Origin of the sequence: Modestobacter altitudinis, assembly GCF_005930475.1 — a bacterium.
GTDB lineage: Bacteria > Actinomycetota > Actinomycetes > Mycobacteriales > Geodermatophilaceae > Modestobacter > Modestobacter altitudinis.
In genome coordinates this window covers 42,383-64,076 of record NZ_SJEW01000002.1, presented here as the reverse complement: position 1 = coordinate 64,076, position 21,694 = coordinate 42,383, and the positions used below count along the sequence as shown (strand labels likewise).

Below are 21,694 nucleotides of genomic sequence, written 5' to 3'. Positions count from 1 at the left end.
CGTGACGTACGAGGGCCCGGGGAGCTGCTGCTCCCTGGGCCCTCATGGGTCCTGCTCCTCAGCCCTTCGTCGTCAGCGGCGGCGGCGGGCCCGGCGGAGTTCGTTGACCAGCAGGCCGATGCCGGCGCCGATCAGCAGGATCCAGGCGATGCCGTGCCCGAACCAATCGGCGTCGAGGTCCACGCCGGCCATCAGCAGCACCGCCAGCGCGATGAACAGCAGCCCCGCGATCAGCGAGACCGCGTCGACCGGTGGCCGGGCCGGAGGCGACGGGGTCTGGGGCGACAGCGCGGTCTCCGGCTCGGGCATCAGGTTCGCCTGCCAGCTGGTGGGTGTGGTCGGGAACTCGCTGTAGTCAGCCACGGGACACCTCCACGTCACCGGCACCGGACTCGATGGTGATCCGGAACTCGAGCTCGTCGTCATCGGACCAGGAGGCGCCGGAGCCGGGGAACGTCCCGCTGTCGGAGTTGTCCCCGAACAGGTCGGTCTCACCGATGCCGGTGTCCGAGGTGACCTGGACGTCGGCGGAGCGGGGCACGAGCACGTCGACGTCCCCGATGCCGTGGTCGATCCGGGTGACGATCGGTGAGCTCAGGCCGGTCAGGTCGACGTCCCGCAGGTCGACGGTGAGGTCGCCGGCGGCGTGTTCGTAGACCCCCTCGACGGCCGACGCCGTGGCGGGCCGGTAGGTGCGGTCGCCGACGTCGCCGTTGGGCAGGTCGATCGAGGTGACGACGGCCAGGGCGGCGGCGAGCACGACGCCCAGCCCGATGAGCCCGCCCTTGGCGCCGCGGCCGACGCCGGTGAGCGCACCGACGACCAGGCCCACGCCCACCACCAGCAGCGCCGTGCCCAGGAAGCCGTGGGCGCCGAGGTCGAGGTCGGTGAACTGGGTGAGCAGCACGCCCAGCCCGATCACGATGAGCAGCGCGGCGACGGTCACCCCGGGGACCGCGGACCGCGGGCCGGTGCGGACCCGCTCCGCCGCGCTGGGGTCACCGGGCCGGGCGGGTGGCCCGGCCGGCATGAGCAGCCAGAGCAGCACGTAGATGATCAGGCCGCTGCCGCCGGCGAGGGTGAGCGCGATGGCGCCGACCCGCCAGAGCAGGGCGTCGACGCCGGTGTACTCGGCGAGGCCACCGGCGACACCGCCGATCACCTTGTCCGAGCGGCTGCGGCGCAGCTGCGGGCGGGTCGGCGGACCGGTCGGCGGCGGGGGAGGCCAGGAGCCCCACGGCTGGTCCGGGACCGGCGGGGGAGCGGAGGGAGGAAGTGCTGAGGTCATGCCACCAGCCTGCTCACCGGAGTCCTCCGGCGGTATCAGGGAACGCCCCGGTTCGACCCTGATCCTCCCGGTGCCGCGTGGACCGGCCCGGCGCACGACGAGGACCGGGGGCGGACGCCGGCGTGGCGTCCGCCCCCGGTCCTGGGGGAGTGCTGGAGCGGGGTCAGCCCCGGGTCTCCGGAGCCGGCATGAGCAGCCAGAGCAGCCCGTAGACCAGGATGCCGGTGCCCCCGCCGGCGAGGGTCAGGGCCACGAAGGCGACTCGCCACAGGACGGCGTCGACACCGGTGTGCTCGGCCAGCCCGGCGGCGACGCCGGCGATCTTCTTGTCGGTGTTGCTCCGCGCCAGCCGGGGCCCGGCGGGCGTCGTGCTGGGCGAGGCGGGAGGGAGGGCGGCGGTGGTCGTCGAGGTCATGTCCTCAACCTGCGCCGTCCGGGCGCCCGGCGGTATCCGGGAACGCCCCGGTCGGACCCCCATCCGTCCCGGCATCCGCACTCGGGGTGATCACCGGTGTGCCACGGGCGGGCACGGTGACACCATCGACGTCGTGACCACCAGCACCGCTCCGCCGGCCGGGCCCACGGAGCGGCTCCCCGACGGCCGTGCTCTGCGGCCCCCGTTGGTGCGCCCGCGCAGCGGCCGGCTGCTGGCCGGCGTCGCCTCGGGGACGGCGGCGCACCTGCGGCTGGACGCGATGGCGGTCCGGGTCGTCTTCGTGGGCCTGGCGCTCACCGGCATCGGGGTGGTGGCCTACGCGCTGCTCTGGCTCACCATGCCGGTCGCCGCGACCGACGGCGGTGCCGCCGAGGCCGGGATCGTCGGGCAGCGCCCCAGCCGGCGGCAGCTGCTCGGGCTGGCGGTGCTCGCCTTCGTGGCAGTGGGGCTGGTGTCGCGGCTGGCCACCTTCGGCGGCAGCGAGATCGTCCTGCCGCTGGTGCTCGCCGGCATCGGCATGGCGGTGATCTGGCGCCAGCTGGACGCCGACCCCAAGGAGTCGCTGACCCACGGCACCGCCCGCTGGGGGCTGGTCGGTGGCGTGCTGCTGGGCGTCGTCGGGGTCACCTTGCTGCTGGCCACCACCGGTCAGCTCGCCAACGCCCGCAACGGCTTCACCGCCACCGTGGTCATCCTGGTCGGCATCACGCTGGCGACCGCGCCGCTGTGGCGGCGGCTGCTGGACTCCCGCAACGCCGAGCGCGCCGCGCTGATCCGCTCGGAGGAGCGCGCGGCGGTCGCCGCCCACCTGCACGACTCGGTGCTGCAGACCCTCGCGCTCATCCAGCGGCACGCCGAGGACCCGACGGTCGTCGGCCGGCTGGCGCGCAGCCAGGAGCGGGAGCTGCGGGCCTGGCTCTACGAGCCGACCGTCGCCACCGGCGGCACCTGGGCCGGCCTGGTCGCCCGGTTGGTCGCCGAGGTGGAGGCCGACCACGCCGTCACGGTCGACCCGGTCGTCGTCGGGGACCTGCCGGTGGACGACGCGGTGGCCACCCTCGGCCAGGCCGCGAAGGAGGCAGTCGTCAACGCCGCCAAGCACTCCGGTGCGGCCAGCGTCTCGCTGTACAGCGAGGTCACGGCCGGCTCGGTCACCGTCTTCGTGCGCGACCGCGGCACCGGGTTCGACCCGACCGCCGTCCCGACCGACCGGCGGGGCCTGCGCGACTCGGTGGTCGGCCGGCTGACCCGGCTGGGCGGCACCGCGAACGTGCGTTCGGCACCAGGAGAGGGGACCGAGGTGGAGCTCTGCCTCCCGCGCGGCGAGCACGTGGAGGCCTCGGCGTGAGCCGCACCCGGGTCTTCCTGGTCGACGACCACGCCATGGTCCGCGCCGGGGTGCGCGCGGAGCTCGGCGACGACGTGGACGTGGTCGGTGAGGCCGCCGACGTCGCCACCGCCGTCACCGGCATCCGGGAGACGACGCCCGACGTCGTGCTGCTCGACGTCCACCTGCCCGGGGGCGGTGGCCACGCCGTCCTGCAGTCCCTGCGCGCCGAGCTGCCGGGCACCCGGTGGCTGGCGCTGTCGGTCTCCGACGCCGCCGAGGACGTCATCGCCGTCATCCGGGCCGGAGCCCGCGGGTACGTCACCAAGACGATCTCCGCCGCCGACCTGCGGGACGCCGTCCGCCGGGTCGCCGAGGGCGACGTCGTGTTCAGCCCACGGCTGGCCGGCTTCGTGCTGGACGCCTTCGCCGCCACCGGGCCCGCCCCCGCGCCGGCCGCCGACCCGGCGACCGACCCGGCGACCGACCCCGGGCTGGACCTGCTGTCGGCCCGGGAGCGCGAGGTCATGCAGTTGCTGGCGCGCGGCTACACCTACCGGGAGATCGGCGGCCGGCTGTTCATCTCGGTGAAGACGGTGGAGTCCCACGCCTCCAACGTGCTGCGCAAGCTGCAGCTGTCCAACCGCAACGAGCTCACCCGCTGGGCAGCCACCAACCGGTTGTTGTGACCACGAGACCGACGGCTCGCTGTCCAGTCCCCGTGACGGATGTGACTTCTGAGATGAGTGGGAACAGCGAGGTGTCTGGGTGATGGCAACAAGTGCTGAAGTCGACGTTTTGAGCGGATAGGAGTCGTTTGCCTCCGTAATGTCACCGCCATGCCCGACCTGGTCGCAGCTCTGTCGCTGGATGCTCACCACTCCGAGTCGCACCTCTCGACGGCGCGCGTCTGGCCGTCCATCTCCGTCGTCATGCCGGTGCTCAACGAGGCCAAGCACCTCGCCGAGAGCGTCGGTGAGATCCTCGCCCAGCAGTACGCGGGAGAGGTCGAGCTCATCGTCTGCCTCGGTCCGTCGCGGGACGGCACCGAGCTGGTGGCTCACCGTCTGGCTGCCGCGGACCCGCGGATCAAGCTGGTGCGGAACCCGACGGGGAAGACGCCCGCAGGCCTGAACATCGGGCTGCTCGCGGCCAGCCACGACATCGTCGCCCGGGTGGACGGACACGGCGTGCTGCGGGCCGGGTACCTCGAGCAGGCGGTCTTGCTCCTCGAGGCCACCGGAGCTGCCAACGTCGGCGGCCTGATGCTCGCCGTCGGGCAGACGGGTTTCGAGCGGGCCGTCGCCAAGGCCTACTGCTCGCCAGTGGGTCTCGGTGGCGGCACGTTCCACGTCGGCGGGACCGCGGGGCCGGCGGAGTCGGTGTACCTCGGCGTCTTCCGGCGCGAGGTCCTCCAGCGACTGGGCGGCTTCAACGAGCACTACCACCGCGCCCAGGACTGGGAGCTGAACCACCGCATCCGCCAGGCCGGCGAGCTCGTCTGGTTCTCCCCGGACCTGGGTGTCACCTACCGGCCGCGTTCCTCGTGGATGGAGCTGGTGCGTCAGTTCCACGCCACCGGCCGGTGGCGGCGTGAGGTCATCCGGCAGTACCCGGGGACCGTGAGTCCGCGCTACCTGGCGCCGCCGCTGGCAGTCTGCGGGATCTTGGCGGGGATGACCGCAGGCGTCGTCGGGCTGCTGACCGGAGTGACCCTCCTCACCTGGGGCTGGGTCGTGCCGGCCGCATACGCTGCGGGCGTGCTCGTCGCTTCCCTCGTCGAGGGTCGGTCGCAGGGTTGGCGCGCGCGGGCCTGGTTGCCCGTCGTGCTGGCCACCATCCACCTCAGCTGGGGCGCCGGCTTCGCCTTCGGGCGCCGGCCGGGCGACCTCAGCCGCCCTTGCGCGGGCTAGGCGTGCCCGCCGCCCAAGCCGGGACTGAGCGGAGGAGCGCGCCGGAGGCCAGCGCGACCAACGCGCCAGCACGCCGGGCTCCCACCCGCCGGGCACCGCTGTGGAGCCGGCCCGCCGCCGTGTGGAGCCGCCGTCGCGCGTTGGGCCTGCTGGTCTCCCGCGACCTGAAGGTCCGCTACGCCGGCTCTTGGCTTGGCTGGGTCTGGACCGTCCTCGAGCCGCTGCTCATGGCCGGCGCCTATTGGGTCGTCTTCACCCAGATCTTCTCCCGGTCCGCCGGGGAAGAGCCCTACATCGTCTTCCTGCTGGCCGCCCTGCTGCCCTGGACCTGGTTCAACGGCGGCCTGAGCGAGGCGGCGCGGGCGCTGCGCACGGACGGGAAGTTGATCCGGTCCACCAACGTGCCCCGCGAGCTGTGGGTGCTGCGGGTGGTGCTGGCCAAGGGGGTGGAGTTCCTCTTCAGCCTGCCGGTGCTGGCGCTGTTCGCGGTCGTGACGGGTGCCGACGTCAACTGGCGGATCGTCCTGGTGCTCCCGGCGACCCTGCTGCTGGCCACGCTGCTCACCGGCATCGGGTTCCTGCTCGCGCCGCTGGTCGTCCTGGTGCGCGACCTCGAGCGGATCGTCCGGATCGTCCTGCGGCTGGCCTTCTACGCCTCGCCCGTCGTCTACGCGGTGCGCGACGTGCCGCAGGCCTGGGAGTGGCTGTTCACCCTCAACCCGCTGGTCGGAATCTTCGAGCTCTTCCGGGCCGGCTTCTTCCCCGAGCTCCTCGACCCCTCCCGCGTCGCGCTGTCGGTCGGCGTGTCCGTCGCGATGCTCGTCCTCGGCTGGGCGGTCTTCGCCCGGCTGGAGCGCACGGTCCTCAAGGAGCTGTGAACCACGTGACCGGACCCCTCCTGACCGGAACCGGTGCCTGCCGCCTGGACGCGGCCGGGCGCACCGTCGAGGCGCCCGGCATCATGGCCCCCAACGTGGCCGCTTCCCCGATCATCTCCGTGCGCGACGTCGGCGTGCTCTACAACCGCGGAAGCCGGCACCGCAGCCTGCGGGACGCGGTCTACCGGCGCAGCGGCGGCGTGCGGACCGACTCGTTCTGGGCCGTGGACGGCGTCAGCTTCGACGTCTACCCCGGTGAGGCGATCGGGGTCGTCGGGCGCAACGGACAGGGGAAGTCGACGCTGCTCAAGTTGATCGCCGGGGTCCTGCTGCCCGATGTCGGTGAGGTGGAGGTCCGCGGCGGTGTGGCGCCGTTGATCGAGATCACCGGCGGCTTCGTCGGCGACCTCACGGTGCGGGAGAACATCGCGCTGACCGCCGGTCTGCACGGCATGCCGAAGTCGGTGATCGCCGAGCGCTTCGACGAGATCGTCGCCTTCGCCGAGACAGGGGCCTTTCTCGACGCCCCGTACAAGCACCTGTCCAGCGGGATGAAGGCCCGGGTCGCCTTCGCTGTGGTCTCCCGGCTGGAGGAGGAGGTCATCCTCGTCGACGAGGTGCTGGCGGTCGGCGACAAGCGCTTCCGCCGCAAGTGCTACCGGCGCCTCGAGCAGCTGCTCGAAGAGGGGCGCACGCTGTTCCTGGTGTCGCACAGCGAGCGCAATCTGCGGCGCTTCTGCTCCCGGGGGCTCTACATGCGCAACGGCGCGCTCGTCCTGGACGGCCCGCTGGACGACGTGCTGGCCGCCTATGCCCGGGAGGATGACGACGAGTGACCGGTGCGACCGCGACGACCCCGGTACGGGAGCGGGTGCGCGATCCCTACTGGGACAACGTCCGGTTTGTCGCCGTAGTCCTCGTCGTGGTGGGCCACGCCGTGGAGGACTTCACGTCTTCGGCCACGATGACGGCTCTGTACTTCGTCATCTACGCCTTCCACATGCCGCTGTTTGCCTTCGTCGCCGGACATTTCGCCAAGGCCGGTCCGATCACGGCGGACACGGCGTTCTCCAGCGTGCGACAGCTGGTGGTGCCCTACGTCGTCTCCAGCGTCATCTGGTTCGGCCTGCGCCGGGCGGCGGAAGGAAGTGCCCGGCTCGATCTTGGCAGCCCGTACTCATTCCTGTGGTTCCTGGTCGCTCTTGCGTTGTGGCGAGCGATGCTGCCCTACCTGGTCAGCCTCAGGTACCCGGTCCTTATCAGCGTTGCGATCTCTGTCGGCGCGGGCTATGCCGGGTCGGTCGGGCCGACCTTCGAGACGGGGAAGATCTTCGGGATGCTTCCCTTCTTCGTCCTGGGCTGGGCGACCCGGGAGCGATGCTGGACCACCTCACCGGTGTTCGGCCGTCTGACTGCTCGCTCGACCCGCGTCGGGGCCGTCGTGATCCTCGCCGGGGCGCTCGCACTCGCCTACCTGCACATCGACGGGATCCGGGACCTGCGCTTGCGTCCGTGGGTGCGGATGGCGGCCAACTACGACGACCTGGGCAGGCCGGAGTGGTGGGCCGGCGTCGTGCGGGTCGCGCTCGCCGGACTCGCCCCGCTGCTGGGCGCTTGCGTCCTGTCGCTGGTCCCGCGGGGGCCTCGGTTCTGTCCGGGTGGGGCTCCCGGACCATGTACGTCTACCTGCTCCACCTGTTCCCCATCTACCTCGTGAGGGAGACGACCTCCGCCTTGGAGTGGTTCAACGCATTGCCCCGGCTGTTCCTGCTGATGGCGCTGGCCGTCCTGTGGGCGGCGTTGCTTTCGACCTCCGCCGTCCAGCGGGTGTTCCGCCCGTTGGTCGAGCCCCGCCTCGACTGGCTGCGAGCGGTGCCGGCTGCTGCCGGGCTCACGGTCGGCACCGGGCGGGGAGCACGGTGAGCCGCCTCACGCACCCGCTCCGGCTGGGGCGTCGGGTCGTCCCCTGGCGGTTCCGCGGCCGGTTGGTGCACCGGCTCCGCAAGGCGCGTCGCAGGTGGGGGAGTCCGCTGGTCACCGTGGTCGTGACGACCCAGGACTCAGTCGGCTGGGTTGCCCGCTGCCTCGGCAGCGTCCGGTCGCAGAGCCACCGGCGGCTCCAAATCGTCGTCGTCGACGCCGGCTCCACCGACGAGACGCTGCAGGTCGTGCGGACCCTCGCCGCTAAGGACAAGCGGATGAGCGTGCTGGCCCGGCCCGACCGCGGTGTCGGAGCGGCGCGCAACGCCGGCGCGGCGACCGCCAAGGGCCGCTTCCTGATCTTCGTCGACGCCGAGGACACCCTGCCCCGGCACGCGCTGCGCACCCTCGTCGGCTCGCTGGCCGGGTCCGGGTCCGACATCGCGGTGGGTCGACCGCGCAAGTCCGCGGGTGGGCGGTTGTCCGACCCGCACTGGGCGCCCGAGGTGCACCTGGTCGACCGCCGGGCGATCACCGTCGACGACTTCCCGGCGGTGATGCACGACCTGCTCCTCGGCGACCGGATGTTCCGCACCTCTTTCTGGACGGCCGGGCTGACCTTCCCGGCCGACGTCCCGCAGCCCAGCGCCACCCTGGCGTCGGCCTACGTCGCCGCTGACCGCATCGACGTCCTGCGGGCGGTCACCCTGCACTGGACGCCGTCGGAGGGCGACGGGCTGCTGGGCACGAAGGTCCTCGACATCGACCGCGCGCAGGCGTTCGCCGCTGACGTGCTCGCCGCAACCGCGCACGTCGACGAGCGCGGCACCGACCCCGAGCGGCGGGCGTGGACAACGCGGGTCATCGACATCGACCTCGAGCCACGCATCCGGGCGAGTGTCGACGCCGTGCCGGAGGTGCGCCAGGTGCTCCAGCGGCTGGCCGCGACCTTCGTCGCTCGCGCTGACGCGGAGGCGCTCGCCGAGGTGCGGGTGGTCGCCAAGGCACTGGCCTGGCTGACCGCCGAGGGCCGGTGGGCCGAGGTCGAGCAGGCGGTCGAGCATGTGGCGCTCTACGGCTCCAGCCCGCGCACCAGCGTGGTCGACGGCGAGGTGCAGGCCGAGGACGGCACCGACGTCGCGGTGTTCGAGCCGATGCCGGTCCAGGTGCGCCGGCTGGCCGCCGGCGAGACCCGGCTGGCTGCGGCGGTCCAGCGCGTCGCATGGGTGGACGACGTCCTGGAGATCACCGGCTGGGCGTTCATCCGCGGCATCGATCTCACCGACGTGCAATCGGAGACGACGCTGCGGCTGGTCGACCCTGCCTCCGGCGAGTCGTGGCCCTTCGACGTGGAGCCGGTGGTGCTGCCGGCCGCGACTCGCTGGGGCAACGACGCCTTCCAGCGCTACGAGAACGCAGGGTTCGTGGCCCGGCTGCGCCCGGCCGACTGCGCCTTGCTGGGTACGAGGCCGGCCACCGACCGGGTGTGGCGGCTGGAGGCGACGGTGCGCGCGCTCGACGTCGAGCGCACCGGGCTGGTCCGCACCCTCATCGCGGCGGGCTCGGCCAGCCTGCTGCGCTCCGCGTTCGTCGACGACGTGCTGCTCGCCCCGGTCCGGTCGGTCACCGATGGGCTCACCTTGCGCGCCCGCCGGCCGGCGGTCTGCGCCCAGACGCTCGCCGTTTCCGGCGGTGCGCTGATCGCCCGGCTGCGCACCGAGGACGTCGTGATCGACCGGCTTCGGGTGTGGTCGGACCGGGCCCGCCACCGGGTCGAGGTGCCGGTCACCCGCAACGCCGACGGGACCTACTCCGCTGAGGTCAGCCTGCCCGCCACCGACTCCACGCGACCCGTGCGCAACCGCATCTGGCAGGTGCGCGCGGTGACGGCCGATGGCGGCACCCGTCGACTGGCCTGGGATACCCCGCACGACTCCTCCCGCATCGCCGGCGCCCCGGGGCCGGGTGCGGCCGTCTGGCGGCGCACCCCGCGCGGCCACGTGGAGGTGGTCGAAGGCCTCGCCGTGCTCGAGGTCGTCGACGTGGAGCGCACGTCCGACGTCCTCCGCCTCGTGGTCGAGGCGACCGGCGCTGAGCTTCCGGTGAGCGCCACGCTGGCCAGCCACCGGGTCACCCTTCCCGCCGACACCGTCCGCACCGAAGGCGATCGCACCGTGCTGGAGTTCCCGCTGCGGGTCTCCCGGTGGGACCGCGCGCCGCGGGTGTGGCCGACCGGCACGTACGCCCTTGCCGTGCAGACCGAGGACGGCGCGGTCCGGCGGCCCTGGCCGTCGTGGCGGCTGCTGGACCGGCTGCCCGAGGAGGAGGAGCACCCGGAGTGCGTGCTGCGCTTCGGCCGGCAAGCCCCGGGCACGTTCACCGTGCGGGCCCGTCCGCCGCTGACCGATGCTGAGTGGGGCAAGACCGCGCAGCGGCGCATGCAGCTGGCGCATCCGCACCGCTCGGTCGAGCCCGAGGACGCGATGCTGTTCCAGTGCTATCGCGGCGAGGTGGCCACCGACAGCCAGCTGGCGCTGCACGAGGAGCTGCACCGGCGTGGTGCGCCGCTGGAGCTGTACTGGGGGGTCGCCGACCACTCGGTGGACCTGCCCGCCGGAGCTCGCCCGGTGCTGATCGGATCGGCCCGCTGGTACGAGTTGCTGGCGAACGCCCGATACCTGAGCAACAACGTCGACTTCCCGCGGTGGTGGCTGCGCCGGGGGCATCAGGTCTTCATCCAGACCTTCCACGGTTACCCCTTCAAGTCCATGGGGGTCTCCTTCTGGAAGGAGCAGGGCCGCAACGAGCGCGACCTGCAGCGGGAGACGGCCCGGCTGGGGCGCGCCTGGAGCGTCGCCCTGGTGCCCGCGCCGTTCTGCGAGGAGCTCTACCGGCGGGAGTACCGGTTCACCGGGGAGGTGATGGTGAGCGGTTACCCGCGGGACGACGCCCTGGTGGGCGAGGGCGTGGCCGAGCGCCGAGCCCGGGCCCGGGCCCGTCTGGGCATCCGCGCCGACCAAAAGGCGGTGCTCTACGCGCCGACCTGGCGGGAGAGCATCTCGGCAGACACCTGGAACGCGCCGATGTTCGACGCGCTGGACCTCGACCGGCTGGCCACCGAGCTGGGCAGCGACCACGTGCTGCTGCTGCGTGGGCACAACCACAACCTCGGTGAGGCCACCCGTTTCTCCGACCACGCCGTCGTCCTGGACGTCACCGACCACCCGGACATCAACGAGCTGGTGCTCGCCTCCGACGTCGCGGTCCTCGACTACTCTTCGCTGCGCTTCGACTACGCCCTCACCGGCAAGCCGATGCTCTTCTTCGTGCCTGACCTGGAGGACTACGTGCAGGGCCGGTCCTTCCTGTACGACTTCGAGCCCACCGCTCCCGGACCCTGGCTGCGGACGACCGAGGAGGTCGCCGACGCCCTGCTCCGGCTGGACGAGGTCGCTGCGGAGTACGCCGACGCCCGCGCAGAGTTCCACCGCCGGTTCAACCAGCTCAACGACGGGCACGCGGCCGCCCGGGTGATCGACGCCTGGATCCCCGAGGCCCGGCTGCAGGCAAAGGCCGGATGAGCCCGGCCCGACGACGGCTCGCCGACGGCCGGGGCGGGGCCGCAGCACGACAGCTGAGGTCCCTCTGGGCCGGCCTGGCGCTGGGCACCATGGTCGCGGCGGCAGCCGCGCTGGCGGGCGTCCCGGCCGTCGCGCTGGCCGCTCTGGTGGTCGCCGCGTCCGTCGATGCCGTCCTGCCGACGTCCGGCATCGCCGGCAGCCGGCCGGCTGAGATCGTGCAGCACGCCCTGGGCCGGTCGACCCGGCTCGTCGTCCGCCTGCTGGTGCTGGTGCTCGTGCTCGCCACGCTCGCTGCCCAGGACCGGGCCGCGGCGGTGATCCGGCTGGTGGTGGCTGCGGCCGTGCTCCTGGTGGCCGCGGTCGCGGCCACCGACGCGGTGGCCTGGTCGCTTCAGGGCATGCGCCGGCACCCCGTGGCGCGGGGGATCGACGGGCTGCAGCAGCATGCCGCCCACCCGCTGCCCTCCCGGCTGCTGGTGACCCTGGTGCCGGAGCTGCTGCTGGTGACCTGCGTCGCCTGGGCCGCTGACCGGGTGGGGATCGCGCTGGCGCTGTGCGCGGTGTCCGTGGCGGCCGCCGGCGCAGGCGCCGCCGTCTGGGCCGGGTCCATGTGGCGCGGCCGTGCCGACCGACCCCGACGGCTGCGGCTGATCCAGCGGCTTCTCGTGGAGGCACCGCCCGAGGTGGTGCTCTACTTCGGCGACGGCGAGAAGTCCGTCCACGAGGTGAACACCTGGTTGCCCACCCTGGAGCGGTTGCCCCGCTCGGTCATGGTGGTCGCGCGCAGCCGAGCGGCCTTCCTGGCGCTGCCCCCGACCACCGTCCCGGTGGTGTGCGTCCCGGCCGCCGCGGACATGGTGGCCCTCCCGTGGGCCGGCGTCCGGGTGGCGCTGTTCGTGTCCAACATCGGCAACAACATCCACCTGCTCCGCACCCCGGGGCTGCGGACGGCGTTCATCGGCCACGGGGACAGCGACAAGAGCGCGTCGTCGAACCCGTTCAGCAAGGTCTACGACGAGATCTGGGTGGCCGGGCCCGCGGGTCGCCGCCGGTACCTGCAGGCCGATGTCGGCGTACGGCCCGAGGCGCTCGTCGAGGTGGGGCGCCCGCAGTTGGAGCTGGTGCACGATCGCAGCGGGCTGGCTGACCGGGTGCCGACCCTGCTCTACGCGCCGACCTGGGAGGGCTGGAACGACGACCAGGCCTACGCCTCGGTGCTGACCCACGCCGAGGCGATCGTCGACGCCGTGCTGGCCTCACCCGTGCCGGTCCGGCTGCTGTACCGGCCGCATCCCTACGCCGGGCGGCGCGACGCCCGCCTGGCCGCGGTGCACCGGCGGATCGTCGCACGGCTGACCGCGGCGAACGCGGCGGCCGGCTCCGCAGCCCCCACCGTGCTCGCCGCCACTACCCGTACGGCGGTCGCCGATTCGGCAGCTGAGGAGGAGCTTCGGGCCGTCCAGCGGGGCGAGGAGCTGCTGGACGCCGGACCGCGTGGCCTCCACCGGGTGGTCGAGCCGGGCGGCGCTCCGCTGACCAGCTGCTTCAACGTCGCCTCGGCCCTGATCACTGACGTGTCCAGCGTGCTGACCGACTTCCTCGCCGCCGACCGACCGGTCGCCGTGTGTGACCCGCGCGGCCAGGACCGGGCGGCCTTCGTGGCCCGCTACCCCTCCGCGGCGGCCGGTCTGGTGCTGCCGCCCGGAGCAGGCGGCATCGAGGAACTGCTCCAGGTGCTCACCGGCGTCCGGGACGATGCTCATCGCTGCGCGCGGGAGGCGACCCGGCGGGAGCTGCTGGGCGACCCGGGCATCCGGGCGCTGGACCGGATGGCCGCAGCGGTCGAGGCGCTGGGCGGCCGGTCGGCGGCGGCCAGGGGCACAGTGGGCCGGCCGGGCTGAGCGCCCGGCCGGCGCGTCGCGTACGAGGGCTCCCCGACTCCGTCTCAGCGGGGCAGGACCGGCCCGACCTGCTGGCCTGCGACGATCTGCGCGTCGAAGTCGGCCGCGCTCTGGCCCTCGTCGAAGACGGTCGTCAACGCGTTGCGGTGCAAGAAGTCCAAGTAGACCTGGAAGCGCACCGGCATCAGCTCGTTGAACTCGCGGAACGAGCTCTTCCAGTACAGCTCGGCCGCCGTGGGCGGCGTCTCGAGCTCGCTGATCCGGGTGTGCGGGATGCGGTGGTACTCGGCGAGCTCCACCGTGCGGCTGTCGTGCGCGAGCAGGTGTGCCGGGGTGCCGGCCAGCAGTGCGGCGATGTTGCCGTGCAGTCGGCTGCCGAAGGCGAAGCGCTGCTCCTTGAAGGACTCGATCCAGCCCCAGGGGTTGGGGTAGTAGACCATCCGCTTGGACGTGTACAGCGGGTGCTCCGTGTGGATGGGCGTCCGGGGGTCGAACTTCCCCTCGGGGTGCTGGTTCTCGCCCCGGATGATGGTCCGGGCCGAGAGGGAGTCCTGCACCGGGCTGGTCAGCCGGGGGTAGAGCTCCGCGTTACGTTCGACGACGGCGCCCATGCCCGCGACGCGGTGGTCGACGTTGACGGAGATCCGGGACCGGCGGGTGATCGGCCGGAACTTCTTGTCCACCCGCAGCCCCGGCCCCCACGTGTACAGCGACGGGCAGCCGATCACGTCGACCCGGTCACCCGGGACGCCGAGTGACTCCAAGTACCGCTTGGTGAACGCGCCGCGGACCCCCAGCGACGTCGACTTCTCCAGCACCGCGGTGGCGAAGTCGAACACGTTCTTGTTGTGCCGCTCGGCCTCCTCCGGGCTGGGAGCCCAGGACGACCCGGTCTTGCCCATCGCGAAGCCGCCCTCGCTGGGCTCGTCGGCCGGCGCCTGGGCACCGACCCCGATCACGGTCACCGGCATGTCGAGCCGGCGGACGATCTCGGTGAGCTTGACCAGCTGCTGGCTGAACCCGAACCGGAAGGCGTTCGACATCGGGACGACGAACCGGTCGAACTTCCGGTTGATCTTGTTGATCCACTCGGTCGGGTCATCGAGGGTGTGCGCCGTGAAGCCCCCGGCCTTGATCTCGGCGTCCGAGGTGCTCAGCGCACGGTGGACGCTGTGCGCGTACAGCAGGTTGCCGGAGTTGCCGCCCATGCTGCGGGTGGCCTTCTCGGGGTTGAGGACCTCGAAGGGGTCCTGCGCCGAGCGGACGAGGATCTTGGACATCAGAACGCAACCACCGTTTCGTCGGGCGGCACAGCTGGAGCCCTGGCCGCTCGATCGTCACGGTACAAGCGGAGATGAGGACAGTGAGTGACGAAGCGGTCCGCCACACCGTGAGTTCGGGAAGACTCGACCCCTCCTGCACACCGTTCCCGCGGGTCGCAAGCGCCCCAGCCCGGCGGGCGTCGCTCCCGGATCCCCGCTTCCCGGATCAGGACCGGAGGCGGGAGGAGGTGACGATCGCCAGGAAGTGGCCGGCCACCGCCAGGAGTGCCGCCGGCAGCAGCACGATCAGCAGCACCTGCGTGCCCACGAGAGAGCCCGCGACCGCGTCGACGACCGCCGCGACGAGCACCAGCAGGCTCAGCTCGATCGAGTGGTAGAGCCGGTGGAAGGGCACGAACCGGGCGAGCCGCCGCAACCGGGCCAAGCCGCCCGCCCGGGGGGCGGTGGTGGCCTCGTCGTCGCTGACCCGGGCCAGCCCGGCGTCGGCCCGCGCGACGTGCACCATGTCGTTGAGCGCCTTGTTCAGCACGATCACGACGGCCAGGACGCCTCCCAGGGTCGTCCAGCCGTAGGTGTCGCCCTCCGCGAGGTCGTCGATCCCCCCGGCGGCGCGGACACCGAGGCCCAGCGGGATCAGGGACTCAGCGAGGTAGTGGCCGACCTTGTCCAGGAAGACGCCCAGCGGGCTGGACGTGCCACGCCAGCGGGCCACCTCGCCGTCGCTGGCGTCCCACAGCATCTGCAGCTGGGTGAGGGCCACCGCCAGGACGGCGCCGGCCAGCCCCGGGACGAGCAACGCAAAGCCGGACGCGGCACCGGTCACGATCATCAGCCCGGTCACCGCGTTCGCCGACAGCCCGGCACGCAGCAGCAGCCGGGTCAGGTAGGGCGAGATACGCCGCATGTACAGGTCGCCGGTCCAGTGCTCGGCGTTGCGGCGGCCGCGGATCGACGGCGGCTGGGTCACCTCGCGGAGCTGGCGGATCGTCGGGCGTGCCGGGCGGGCAGCGGTCACGGCCGCGCCGTCGTCCGTGCGCCGTCGACCGCGGCCACCAGCTCGGCGCAGGCGGCGAGGAACGCCTCTGTCGCCGCACCGGGCCGGATGTCGCCGAGGTAGTGGTTGACCAGCTCTGACCGGCGCGGTGCGAGGTCGTCGTCGGTCAGCAGCCGACGGAGCAGCTCGCCGGCCCCACCGGCGTCCGCGGCCGCCAGCCGGGGCGCGGCGGCCAGCAGGGGCGACGGCGGGACGACGGCGCCGACCGCGGCGGGCACCGTCACGACCAGCGGCCGGCCGGTGGGCAGCCACTCGGGTGCCAGCGACGAGACGTCGGTGACGAGTGCGTCGGCGCGGGCGAAGGCCGTCTCGAGAGGGGAGTCGACGTCCACCGTGCTGCCGGTCGCCTGCAGCGGCGGCGTGCTGACCAGCCGGCGCAGCGTCTGGTCGGCCTCGGCCACCTCGCGGCGGTTCGCGCCGGTACGCGGGTGCGGCCGGTAGACGACGCGCAGCCCGGCGGCGGCCAGTGAGGCCAGCAGCGCGGCACCGTGGCTGGCCACCGAGCTGTAGGCCATCGACGGCTGCGCGCCTTCCCAGGTTGGTGCATAGAGCACGGTCGGCGGCTGACCGGGCTTCCGCGCGGCTGCGGCGGTCACCTGCGGCCGGCCGATCCGGACCAGTCGATCGGCGTCGAACCACAGCAACTCAGCCGAGATCCGGTCGACCGCGGCCTGTCCGGCGACGAAGGACCGGTCGTAGGCCTTGAGCTGGTTGGACGCGGACACGGCCTTGTCGCTCTCACCGTGCCCCAGGTAGGCGTGCGCGAGCGTCGGGAACCGCAGCAGCTGGAAGTTGCGGGGGTGGTGGCTCACGTACAGCGCCAGCGCCGACCGGCCGCGCGTGACCAGCCGGTCGAGGGTCGCCGTTCGGGCGACGCAGTGCACCGGCAGCGAGGTGCGCTCGCGCAGCCGCGCGGTGGTCCGACTGTCCTGGGTGACCAGCGCGACCCCCTGCTGACGGTCCAGCTCGGCGAGAGCGGGCAGCCACTGCTCCAGTTGGTAGGCGTTGCGCACCGGCTCGGGGAAGAACACGAGCACCCGCTGCGGCAGCACCAGGTCGCCGATCGCGGCGTCCTCGCCGAGCCCGTCGGGTTCGCCACCGGGAAGCAGGCCCAGACGCCGGATGACGCGGCCACCGGCCGAGCGCAGCCCGGCAGGGGAGAACAGAGAGGGGGGCAAGACGGCTCCTGAGGGTCTCGCTGGCGAGGTTACCCGTCAGACGATCGGCGGCCGGCCGTGCCGCACCATGCGGGCGATCGTGGTCCAGCGCAGCCGCCGACGCCCGCCCGGATCGGTCTGCCAGCCCTCCAGCCAGCCCGCCCACCACGGCACCAGCGTGCGCGGCTGCCGAGCCGAGCGGACCACCTGCAGCGCCGTCCAGGACAGCAGGTAGGGCGCCGCGAACACCCAGGGCAGGTTCCGGCGGGCCAGCCACACCCGGTTGCGGGCGTTGAGCCGGAAGAAGTCCGCGTGCCGGGTGACCCGGGTCAGCGGGTGGGTCGCGGCCAGGTCGCCGGCGTACCGGACCTCGTAGCCGACGTCCCACACCCGCCAGGCCAGCTCGATGCCCTCGTGGGCGTAGAAGAACGGCGCCGCCCAGCCGCCGGCCGCCGCGAAGGCCGCTCGACGGACCACGACCGCGCCCTCCCAGACCGAGAAGACCGCACTGGACCGGTGCCGGTCACCGACCCGCAGTCGGGGCGTCCACCGGCGTGGCGGCTCCTCACCGCCGGCGGTGTCGACGCGCGGCTGCAGCAGGCCGAGCGACGGGTCGTCGAACCGGCGCACCGCGTCGGCGAGGAAGCTCCGATCGGCGAGCGCAGCGTCGTCGTCCAGGAACAGCAGCAGCTCGCCGCGGACCTCGGGCACGCCCGCGTTGCGGCCCGCCGGGATGCCCACGTTCTGCGGCAGGGCGAGGCTGGCCACACCGGCTGGCAGCCCGTCCGGCTGCCAGCCGTTGCCGACCACCACCACGTCGGTGTGGACGCCTCGTTGTGCCATGACCGACGCCAGTGCCCTGGCGAGCTCAGCCGGTCGTCGTCCCTGGCTGAGGACGATGACGCCGACCGACGGTGCCGGTCCGGCGTCAGCCATGCAGGACGACGTCGGCGTCCACTCCGTCGGGGACCAGGTCGCCCGGCTCCTCCTCGTGGATCTCGTGCGCGGCCACGGCGGCGTTCAGGTGGGAGGCCAACTTGTCCTCGCGGCGCACGTCGACGATGTGCCCGGTCCAGTCGGACACCAGGACACCGAGGGAGGTCTCGGCGACCGCCTCCGAGGTGAGCAGCGAGCCGGCCGGCTCATCGCCGAAGGCCTTCGTGCGCATCGGGGTGGAGGTGCGTTCCGGGTTCACGCAGTTGACCCGGACGCCCTCGGCGGCCCACTCGTCGGCCAGGGCCTGGGTGAGGTTCACCGTGGCGGCCTTGGCAGAGGAGTAGAGGCTGTAGCCGCTGCGGCCTCGGGTGTAGGAGCTGGAGGTGAAGAGCAGCAGCGAGCCGCGGGTCTCCTTCAGGTGTGGCTGGAAGACCTGCGCGATGTGGATCGGGGCCAGGTAGTTGACGTCGGTCGCGAGGTAGATCGTCTCCTCGCTGGTCTCGGCCAGCTCGCCGCGGGGGAGCACCCCGGCGGTGTTGACGACGAAGTCGACCCGGCCGGTCTGCTCGAGCACCTGTGCGCAGGCGGCCGCGATGTCCTCGCGGCGCTCGACGTGGGTGCCCGTCGCGGAGCGGCTGAAGGTGAAGGTGGTGGCGCCGTGGCGCTCGGCGAGCGCCACGATGTCCCCGCCGATGCCGTATGAGCCGCCGAACACGACCAGCGTCTTGCCCTCGAGCGCAGCGCGGTAGTCGGCGTCGGTCACCGGGCGAGGTGCGTCGTGGTTGTCGAGCTGGAAGAGCTTGTCGGCCAGGTAGACGTCGATCGGCTCGGTGACCTTCATGTTCCGCTCCTCGCCGCGCACCACGCCGATCGGCACCTCGGGGGCATAGCGGAGCACGACGGTGCAGTCGTCGGTGGCCTCGAAGTCGGGGTCCTTCGCCGCGAGTTCGTAGGCCCGCCGGATCACTGAGAGCCGGAAGCACTGCGGGGTCTGGCCACGGCGCAGCAAGTTGCGGCGAAGCACGTCCCGGATGACCTCACCGGTGTGCTCGTCCACCTGGATGATCGTGTCGGCTGAGGGGATGGCCGTGTCCACGGCGTCGAACCGGTGGAGCGCGGCCACGCAGTCCTCGATCACCCGCTGGCTGAGCAGCGGCCGGACCGCATCGTGGAAGAGGACGTTGCACTCCTCGCTGCCGAGTGCGTCCAAGGCCCGCTGGGTGGTGGCGTTGCGTGTCTCCGCGCCCTCCAGCACCTGGGTCACCTTCGGGTAGGTGCCCGGCCGCAGGATGTCCCGGACGGCGTCCAGGTGCCCAGGGGTCATGAGCACGAAGATCTCGTCGACCAACGGAGATGCCTGCAGGATGCCGATGGTGTGCTCGATGATGGGCTTGCCGGCCACCTTGATCAGCTGCTTGGGGATGGACAGGCCCACCCGGGTGCCGGTCCCACCGGCCAGTACGACGGCCACGTTCCGCAATCTCGCCACAGAGCGACCATAAGCTCCATCGTCCCGAAGGCTCGACACAGCTCGTCGACCGACGTTCACCTGAACCACATGCGGCTGTCAGGTTCACACCAGCATCGGATGGGCATGTTGGTCCGGTGATCGACCTCTTGGAGCAGTCTGAGATGACCTGCGACTGCGGCCACGTCTCCGGCGCGCACGCGCACTGCCGCGCCGGCACCGACTGCGCGCTCTGCGACTGCGCTCGGTTCCACCGGCCTCTCGTGCGCCGCGGGAGCCGGGTACGTCGGCTCACGGGCCGGAGCCGCTGAGCCCGCCGCCGGGCGGCGGCCTCCATCCGGCAACGGCTCAGCCGGTGTGGACGACGTGGAAGGCCTCGGCGAGGCGGCCCGGGGGGAGTCCGTGGGTGCGCGCGGTCTGGCGCATCCACGCGCCGACGAACTCCTGCAGCTGGCCCGGCGGCTGGTGGCTGACCTGGGTCACGTGGCTCAGCAGCGCCGCCCACTTCTGCTCCACCACGTCGGTGACGTCGACGGCGTGGTCGGCGCGCGGGCTGGCGCCCAGCCAGACCTCCGAGACCGTCCACGCGTCCAGCCCCTCGTCAGCGAGGAGCTCGGGGAAGGCGAAGGGGTTGCGGGCGTCGGGGTAGACCGCCTGCAGCGTCGACTCGCCCACGGTCATGTGGTCGGGGTGGCTGGCGCCGATCCGCTCCCACATCCGCTCCGGTGAGCTGGTCAGCACCCGCTGCGGGCGGACCTGGCGGATCACCCGGCTGATGTCCCGGCGCAGGTCCAGGGTCAGCTCGACCCGGCCGTCGGGGTGGCCGAGGAACCGCACGTCGGTGACACCGACCGCGGCCGCCGCGGCCCGCTGCTCCTCCCGCCGGAGCGGGCCCATCCGGTCCCGGGGGGTGTCGTCGAAGCCGCCGGCGTCCCCGTCCGTGACGATGCAGTAGGTGACCTCGGTGCCCGCCGCGGTCCAGGTGGCGACGGTGCCGGCGCTGCCGAAGTCGACGTCGTCGGGATGGGCGAGCACGCACAGCGCGCGCTCGACGTGGGCGGCCGGTCCGGTCGGCAGTGGCATCACCCGGCGGAGCCTACGGAACCCCGCAGGCCGGCCAGCTTCTCCGGGTTGAGCACGACGAGGGCCTGCTCGACGCGGCCGTCGGCCACCACGAGCGAGACGGCGATCGCCGGGCCCGTCCCGGTGTCCACCACGACGCCGGGCGCACCGTTGACGTCGACGAGCCGCATCGTCAGCCCCGGCTGGGACAGCCCCTCGGCCGAGACGGCGACCAGGAAGCGGGCGGCCTTGTCCGCGCCGACGATCGGCCGCAGCGCGGCCTTGGCCACCCCTCCGCCATCGGTGAACAGGACGACGCCGGGGGACAGCACGGCCAGCAGCGCGTCGACGTCCCCGCCCACGCAGGCGGCCAGGAAGCGCTCGGTGACCTCCCGCTGGGCCCGCCGGTCGGCGTCGAAGCGCGGCCGGCGGGCCTGCACGTGCTCGCGCGCCCGGTGACCGAGCTGCCGGACCGCGGCCTCGGACCGGTCGAGGACCCCGGCGACCTCGGCCCAGCTCATCCCGAAGACCTCGCGCAGCACGAAGACCGCGCGCTCGGGAGGGGAGAGCGTCTCCAGGACCACCAGCACGGCGAGCGACACCTGCTCCCCGAGTTCCGCGGCCTCCTCGGGACCGGGTGCGTCGTCGGTCAGCAGCGGCTCGGGCAGCCACGGCCCGACGTAGGTCTCGCGCCGGGTGCGGGCCGACCCCAGCCGGTCCAACGCCAGCCGGGAGGCGACCCGGACCAGGTAGGCCCGGGGGTCGGCGACGTCGCTCCGGTCGGCGGCCGACCAGCGCAGCCAGGCGTCCTGGACGACGTCCTCGGCGTCGGCGACGCTGCCCAGCATCTGGTAGGCGACGCTGAACAGCAGCCGCCGGTGCTGGTCGAAGGCCGCGAGCCCGTCGGTCGGTGTCCCGGGCGGGTCCAGCGGGAGGCGTGCCATGTCGGGCTCCTCGTCTCGGGTCGACCGGGGTGGGGACGTCGTGCAGACGACGCGACCCCGCCGGACGTGACATCGGCCTACAGGCGGCCGCGGCCCTGGCGGAGCAGCATCATCCCAAGCGCGGCGCCGTCCGGGCCGAGCGCGGCGCGGAACCGGGACAGCACCCGCTGCTCGCGGGCCAGCGACAGCCGCATGCCGCCGGCCGCGGTGCGCAGCGCACCGATCTCCTGGGAGATGGCGACCCGGCGCTGCACCAACTCGATGATCTGGGCGTCGCAGGCGTCGATCTCACCGCGCAGGACGTCGATCGGGTCGGTGCCGTCGGCAGCGGGACTGGGGGAGAGGCTGGTGTCCATGGGTCCTCCGGGGCGGGTGGAGGCCCTCGACCCACGAGACGACGAACGCCCCGGGCCGTGGGCCCGGGGCGTCGTGTGGGAGTGGCTGCTCAGCCAGCTGTCACGGACACCGGGACCCGGTGGCCGTAGGAAAACTCGCGGCTGCGCAACACGCTGGCGAGTGTGTCACACCACGTCCGCCGACGGCCAG

General features: G+C 72.9%; 20 protein-coding genes. 9 read left to right on the top strand and 11 right to left on the bottom strand.

The features are described from left to right. Positions 1–72: 72 nt before the first annotated feature. The 3 genes from FHL79_RS01120 to FHL79_RS01110 form a co-directional block, all read right to left on the bottom strand. On the bottom strand, positions 73–363 hold the full coding sequence (locus tag FHL79_RS01120) for a hypothetical protein (RefSeq protein ID WP_138756804.1): 291 nt from the start codon (positions 361–363) through the stop codon (positions 73–75). After that, positions 356–1,288 (bottom strand): PspC domain-containing protein, encoded by a 933-nt coding sequence (locus tag FHL79_RS01115; protein ID WP_138756803.1) that lies wholly within the window; start codon positions 1,286–1,288, stop codon positions 356–358. Before FHL79_RS01115 ends, FHL79_RS01120 begins: the two co-directional genes overlap by 8 nt. A 163-nt stretch (positions 1,289–1,451) precedes the next feature. Further along, on the bottom strand, positions 1,452–1,703 hold the full coding sequence (locus FHL79_RS01110) for a PspC domain-containing protein (protein ID WP_138756802.1): 252 nt from the start codon (positions 1,701–1,703) through the stop codon (positions 1,452–1,454). 133 nt (positions 1,704–1,836) lie between these two features. On the opposite strand from FHL79_RS01110, the gene FHL79_RS01105 reads away from it, so the two are divergent. The 9 genes from FHL79_RS01105 (at position 1,837) to FHL79_RS01070 (ending at position 13,244) form a co-directional block, all read left to right on the top strand. After that, on the top strand, positions 1,837–3,072 hold the full coding sequence (locus FHL79_RS01105) for an ATP-binding protein (RefSeq protein WP_138756801.1): 1,236 nt from the start codon (positions 1,837–1,839) through the stop codon (positions 3,070–3,072). After that, entirely contained in the window at positions 3,069–3,740 is a 672-nt protein-coding gene (locus FHL79_RS01100; RefSeq protein ID WP_171057948.1) for a response regulator, read from the top strand. Before FHL79_RS01105 ends, FHL79_RS01100 begins: the two co-directional genes overlap by 4 nt. Before the next feature lie 150 nt (positions 3,741–3,890). Continuing rightward, complete coding sequence (locus FHL79_RS01095) at positions 3,891–4,964, top strand: glycosyltransferase family 2 protein (protein ID WP_138756800.1); 1,074 nt, start codon at positions 3,891–3,893, stop codon at positions 4,962–4,964. A gap of 119 nt (positions 4,965–5,083) precedes the next feature. After that, a complete protein-coding gene (locus tag FHL79_RS01090; protein ID WP_218938283.1) occupies positions 5,084–5,842 on the top strand; it encodes an ABC transporter permease in 759 nt (252 codons plus the stop codon). Between the two features lie 5 nt (positions 5,843–5,847). Next, positions 5,848–6,678: an ABC transporter ATP-binding protein gene (locus FHL79_RS01085; RefSeq protein ID WP_218938282.1), complete on the top strand. Its 831-nt coding sequence runs from the start codon at positions 5,848–5,850 to the stop codon at positions 6,676–6,678. Then, positions 6,675–7,559 (top strand): acyltransferase family protein, encoded by an 885-nt coding sequence (locus tag FHL79_RS01080; protein ID WP_138756799.1) that lies wholly within the window; start codon positions 6,675–6,677, stop codon positions 7,557–7,559. The genes FHL79_RS01085 and FHL79_RS01080 overlap by 4 nt, the downstream gene beginning before the upstream one ends. Further along, positions 7,556–7,765, top strand: coding sequence for a hypothetical protein (locus FHL79_RS24895; protein ID WP_171057947.1), 210 nt, complete (start codon positions 7,556–7,558; stop codon positions 7,763–7,765). Before FHL79_RS01080 ends, FHL79_RS24895 begins: the two co-directional genes overlap by 4 nt. Further along, on the top strand, positions 7,762–11,343 hold the full coding sequence (locus FHL79_RS01075) for a CDP-glycerol glycerophosphotransferase family protein (RefSeq protein ID WP_171057946.1): 3,582 nt from the start codon (positions 7,762–7,764) through the stop codon (positions 11,341–11,343). Before FHL79_RS24895 ends, FHL79_RS01075 begins: the two co-directional genes overlap by 4 nt. Continuing rightward, positions 11,340–13,244 (top strand): hypothetical protein, encoded by a 1,905-nt coding sequence (locus tag FHL79_RS01070; protein WP_138756797.1) that lies wholly within the window; start codon positions 11,340–11,342, stop codon positions 13,242–13,244. The genes FHL79_RS01075 and FHL79_RS01070 overlap by 4 nt, the downstream gene beginning before the upstream one ends. 44 nt (positions 13,245–13,288) lie before the next feature. Here the strand turns inward: FHL79_RS01070 and FHL79_RS01065 are convergent, their stop codons facing one another. From FHL79_RS01065 to FHL79_RS01030, 8 genes are all read right to left on the bottom strand, one after another. Then, positions 13,289–14,524 (bottom strand): polysaccharide pyruvyl transferase family protein, encoded by a 1,236-nt coding sequence (locus FHL79_RS01065; protein WP_138756796.1) that lies wholly within the window; start codon positions 14,522–14,524, stop codon positions 13,289–13,291. Between the two features lie 208 nt (positions 14,525–14,732). Further along, a complete protein-coding gene (locus FHL79_RS01060) occupies positions 14,733–15,542 on the bottom strand; it encodes a CDP-alcohol phosphatidyltransferase family protein (RefSeq protein WP_138756795.1) in 810 nt (269 codons plus the stop codon). Then, positions 15,539–16,759 (bottom strand): CDP-glycerol glycerophosphotransferase family protein, encoded by a 1,221-nt coding sequence (locus FHL79_RS01055; RefSeq protein WP_138756794.1) that lies wholly within the window; start codon positions 16,757–16,759, stop codon positions 15,539–15,541. Before FHL79_RS01055 ends, FHL79_RS01060 begins: the two co-directional genes overlap by 4 nt. A gap of 36 nt (positions 16,760–16,795) precedes the next feature. Then, on the bottom strand, positions 16,796–17,674 hold the full coding sequence (locus FHL79_RS01050) for a glycosyltransferase family 2 protein (protein WP_138756793.1): 879 nt from the start codon (positions 17,672–17,674) through the stop codon (positions 16,796–16,798). Continuing rightward, the gene (locus FHL79_RS01045; RefSeq protein WP_218938281.1) at positions 17,667–19,145 is read right to left on the bottom strand and encodes a bifunctional cytidylyltransferase/SDR family oxidoreductase; all 1,479 of its coding nucleotides are present in this window, start codon (positions 19,143–19,145) and stop codon (positions 17,667–17,669) included. The genes FHL79_RS01050 and FHL79_RS01045 overlap by 8 nt, the downstream gene beginning before the upstream one ends. A gap of 345 nt (positions 19,146–19,490) precedes the next feature. Beyond that, a complete protein-coding gene (locus FHL79_RS01040) occupies positions 19,491–20,225 on the bottom strand; it encodes a PIG-L deacetylase family protein (protein ID WP_138756791.1) in 735 nt (244 codons plus the stop codon). Continuing rightward, complete coding sequence (locus tag FHL79_RS01035; RefSeq protein WP_138756790.1) at positions 20,225–21,148, bottom strand: RNA polymerase sigma-70 factor; 924 nt, start codon at positions 21,146–21,148, stop codon at positions 20,225–20,227. The genes FHL79_RS01040 and FHL79_RS01035 overlap by 1 nt, the downstream gene beginning before the upstream one ends. A 77-nt stretch (positions 21,149–21,225) precedes the next feature. Next, positions 21,226–21,504, bottom strand: a complete 279-nt coding sequence (locus tag FHL79_RS01030) for a chorismate mutase (RefSeq protein ID WP_138756789.1) — start codon at positions 21,502–21,504, stop codon at positions 21,226–21,228. Positions 21,505–21,694: the final 190 nt, after the last annotated feature.

Excerpts from the sequence above, each read along its gene's own strand:
- FHL79_RS01115 (WP_138756803.1), bottom strand. The coding sequence starts at position 1,288 with ATGACCTCAGCACTTCCTCCCTCCGCTCCCCCGCCGGTCCCGGACCAG.
- FHL79_RS01110 (WP_138756802.1), bottom strand. The coding sequence starts at position 1,703 with ATGACCTCGACGACCACCGCCGCCCTCCCTCCCGCCTCGCCCAGCACG.
- FHL79_RS01095 (WP_138756800.1), top strand. The coding sequence starts at position 3,891 with ATGCCCGACCTGGTCGCAGCTCTGTCGCTGGATGCTCACCACTCCGAG.
- FHL79_RS01070 (WP_138756797.1), top strand. The coding sequence starts at position 11,340 with ATGAGCCCGGCCCGACGACGGCTCGCCGACGGCCGGGGCGGGGCCGCA.
- FHL79_RS01065 (WP_138756796.1), bottom strand. The coding sequence starts at position 14,524 with ATGTCCAAGATCCTCGTCCGCTCGGCGCAGGACCCCTTCGAGGTCCTC.
- FHL79_RS01050 (WP_138756793.1), bottom strand. The coding sequence starts at position 17,674 with ATGGCTGACGCCGGACCGGCACCGTCGGTCGGCGTCATCGTCCTCAGC.
- FHL79_RS01040 (WP_138756791.1), bottom strand. The coding sequence starts at position 20,225 with ATGCCACTGCCGACCGGACCGGCCGCCCACGTCGAGCGCGCGCTGTGC.
- FHL79_RS01035 (WP_138756790.1), bottom strand. The coding sequence starts at position 21,148 with ATGGCACGCCTCCCGCTGGACCCGCCCGGGACACCGACCGACGGGCTC.
- FHL79_RS01030 (WP_138756789.1), bottom strand. The coding sequence starts at position 21,504 with ATGGACACCAGCCTCTCCCCCAGTCCCGCTGCCGACGGCACCGACCCG.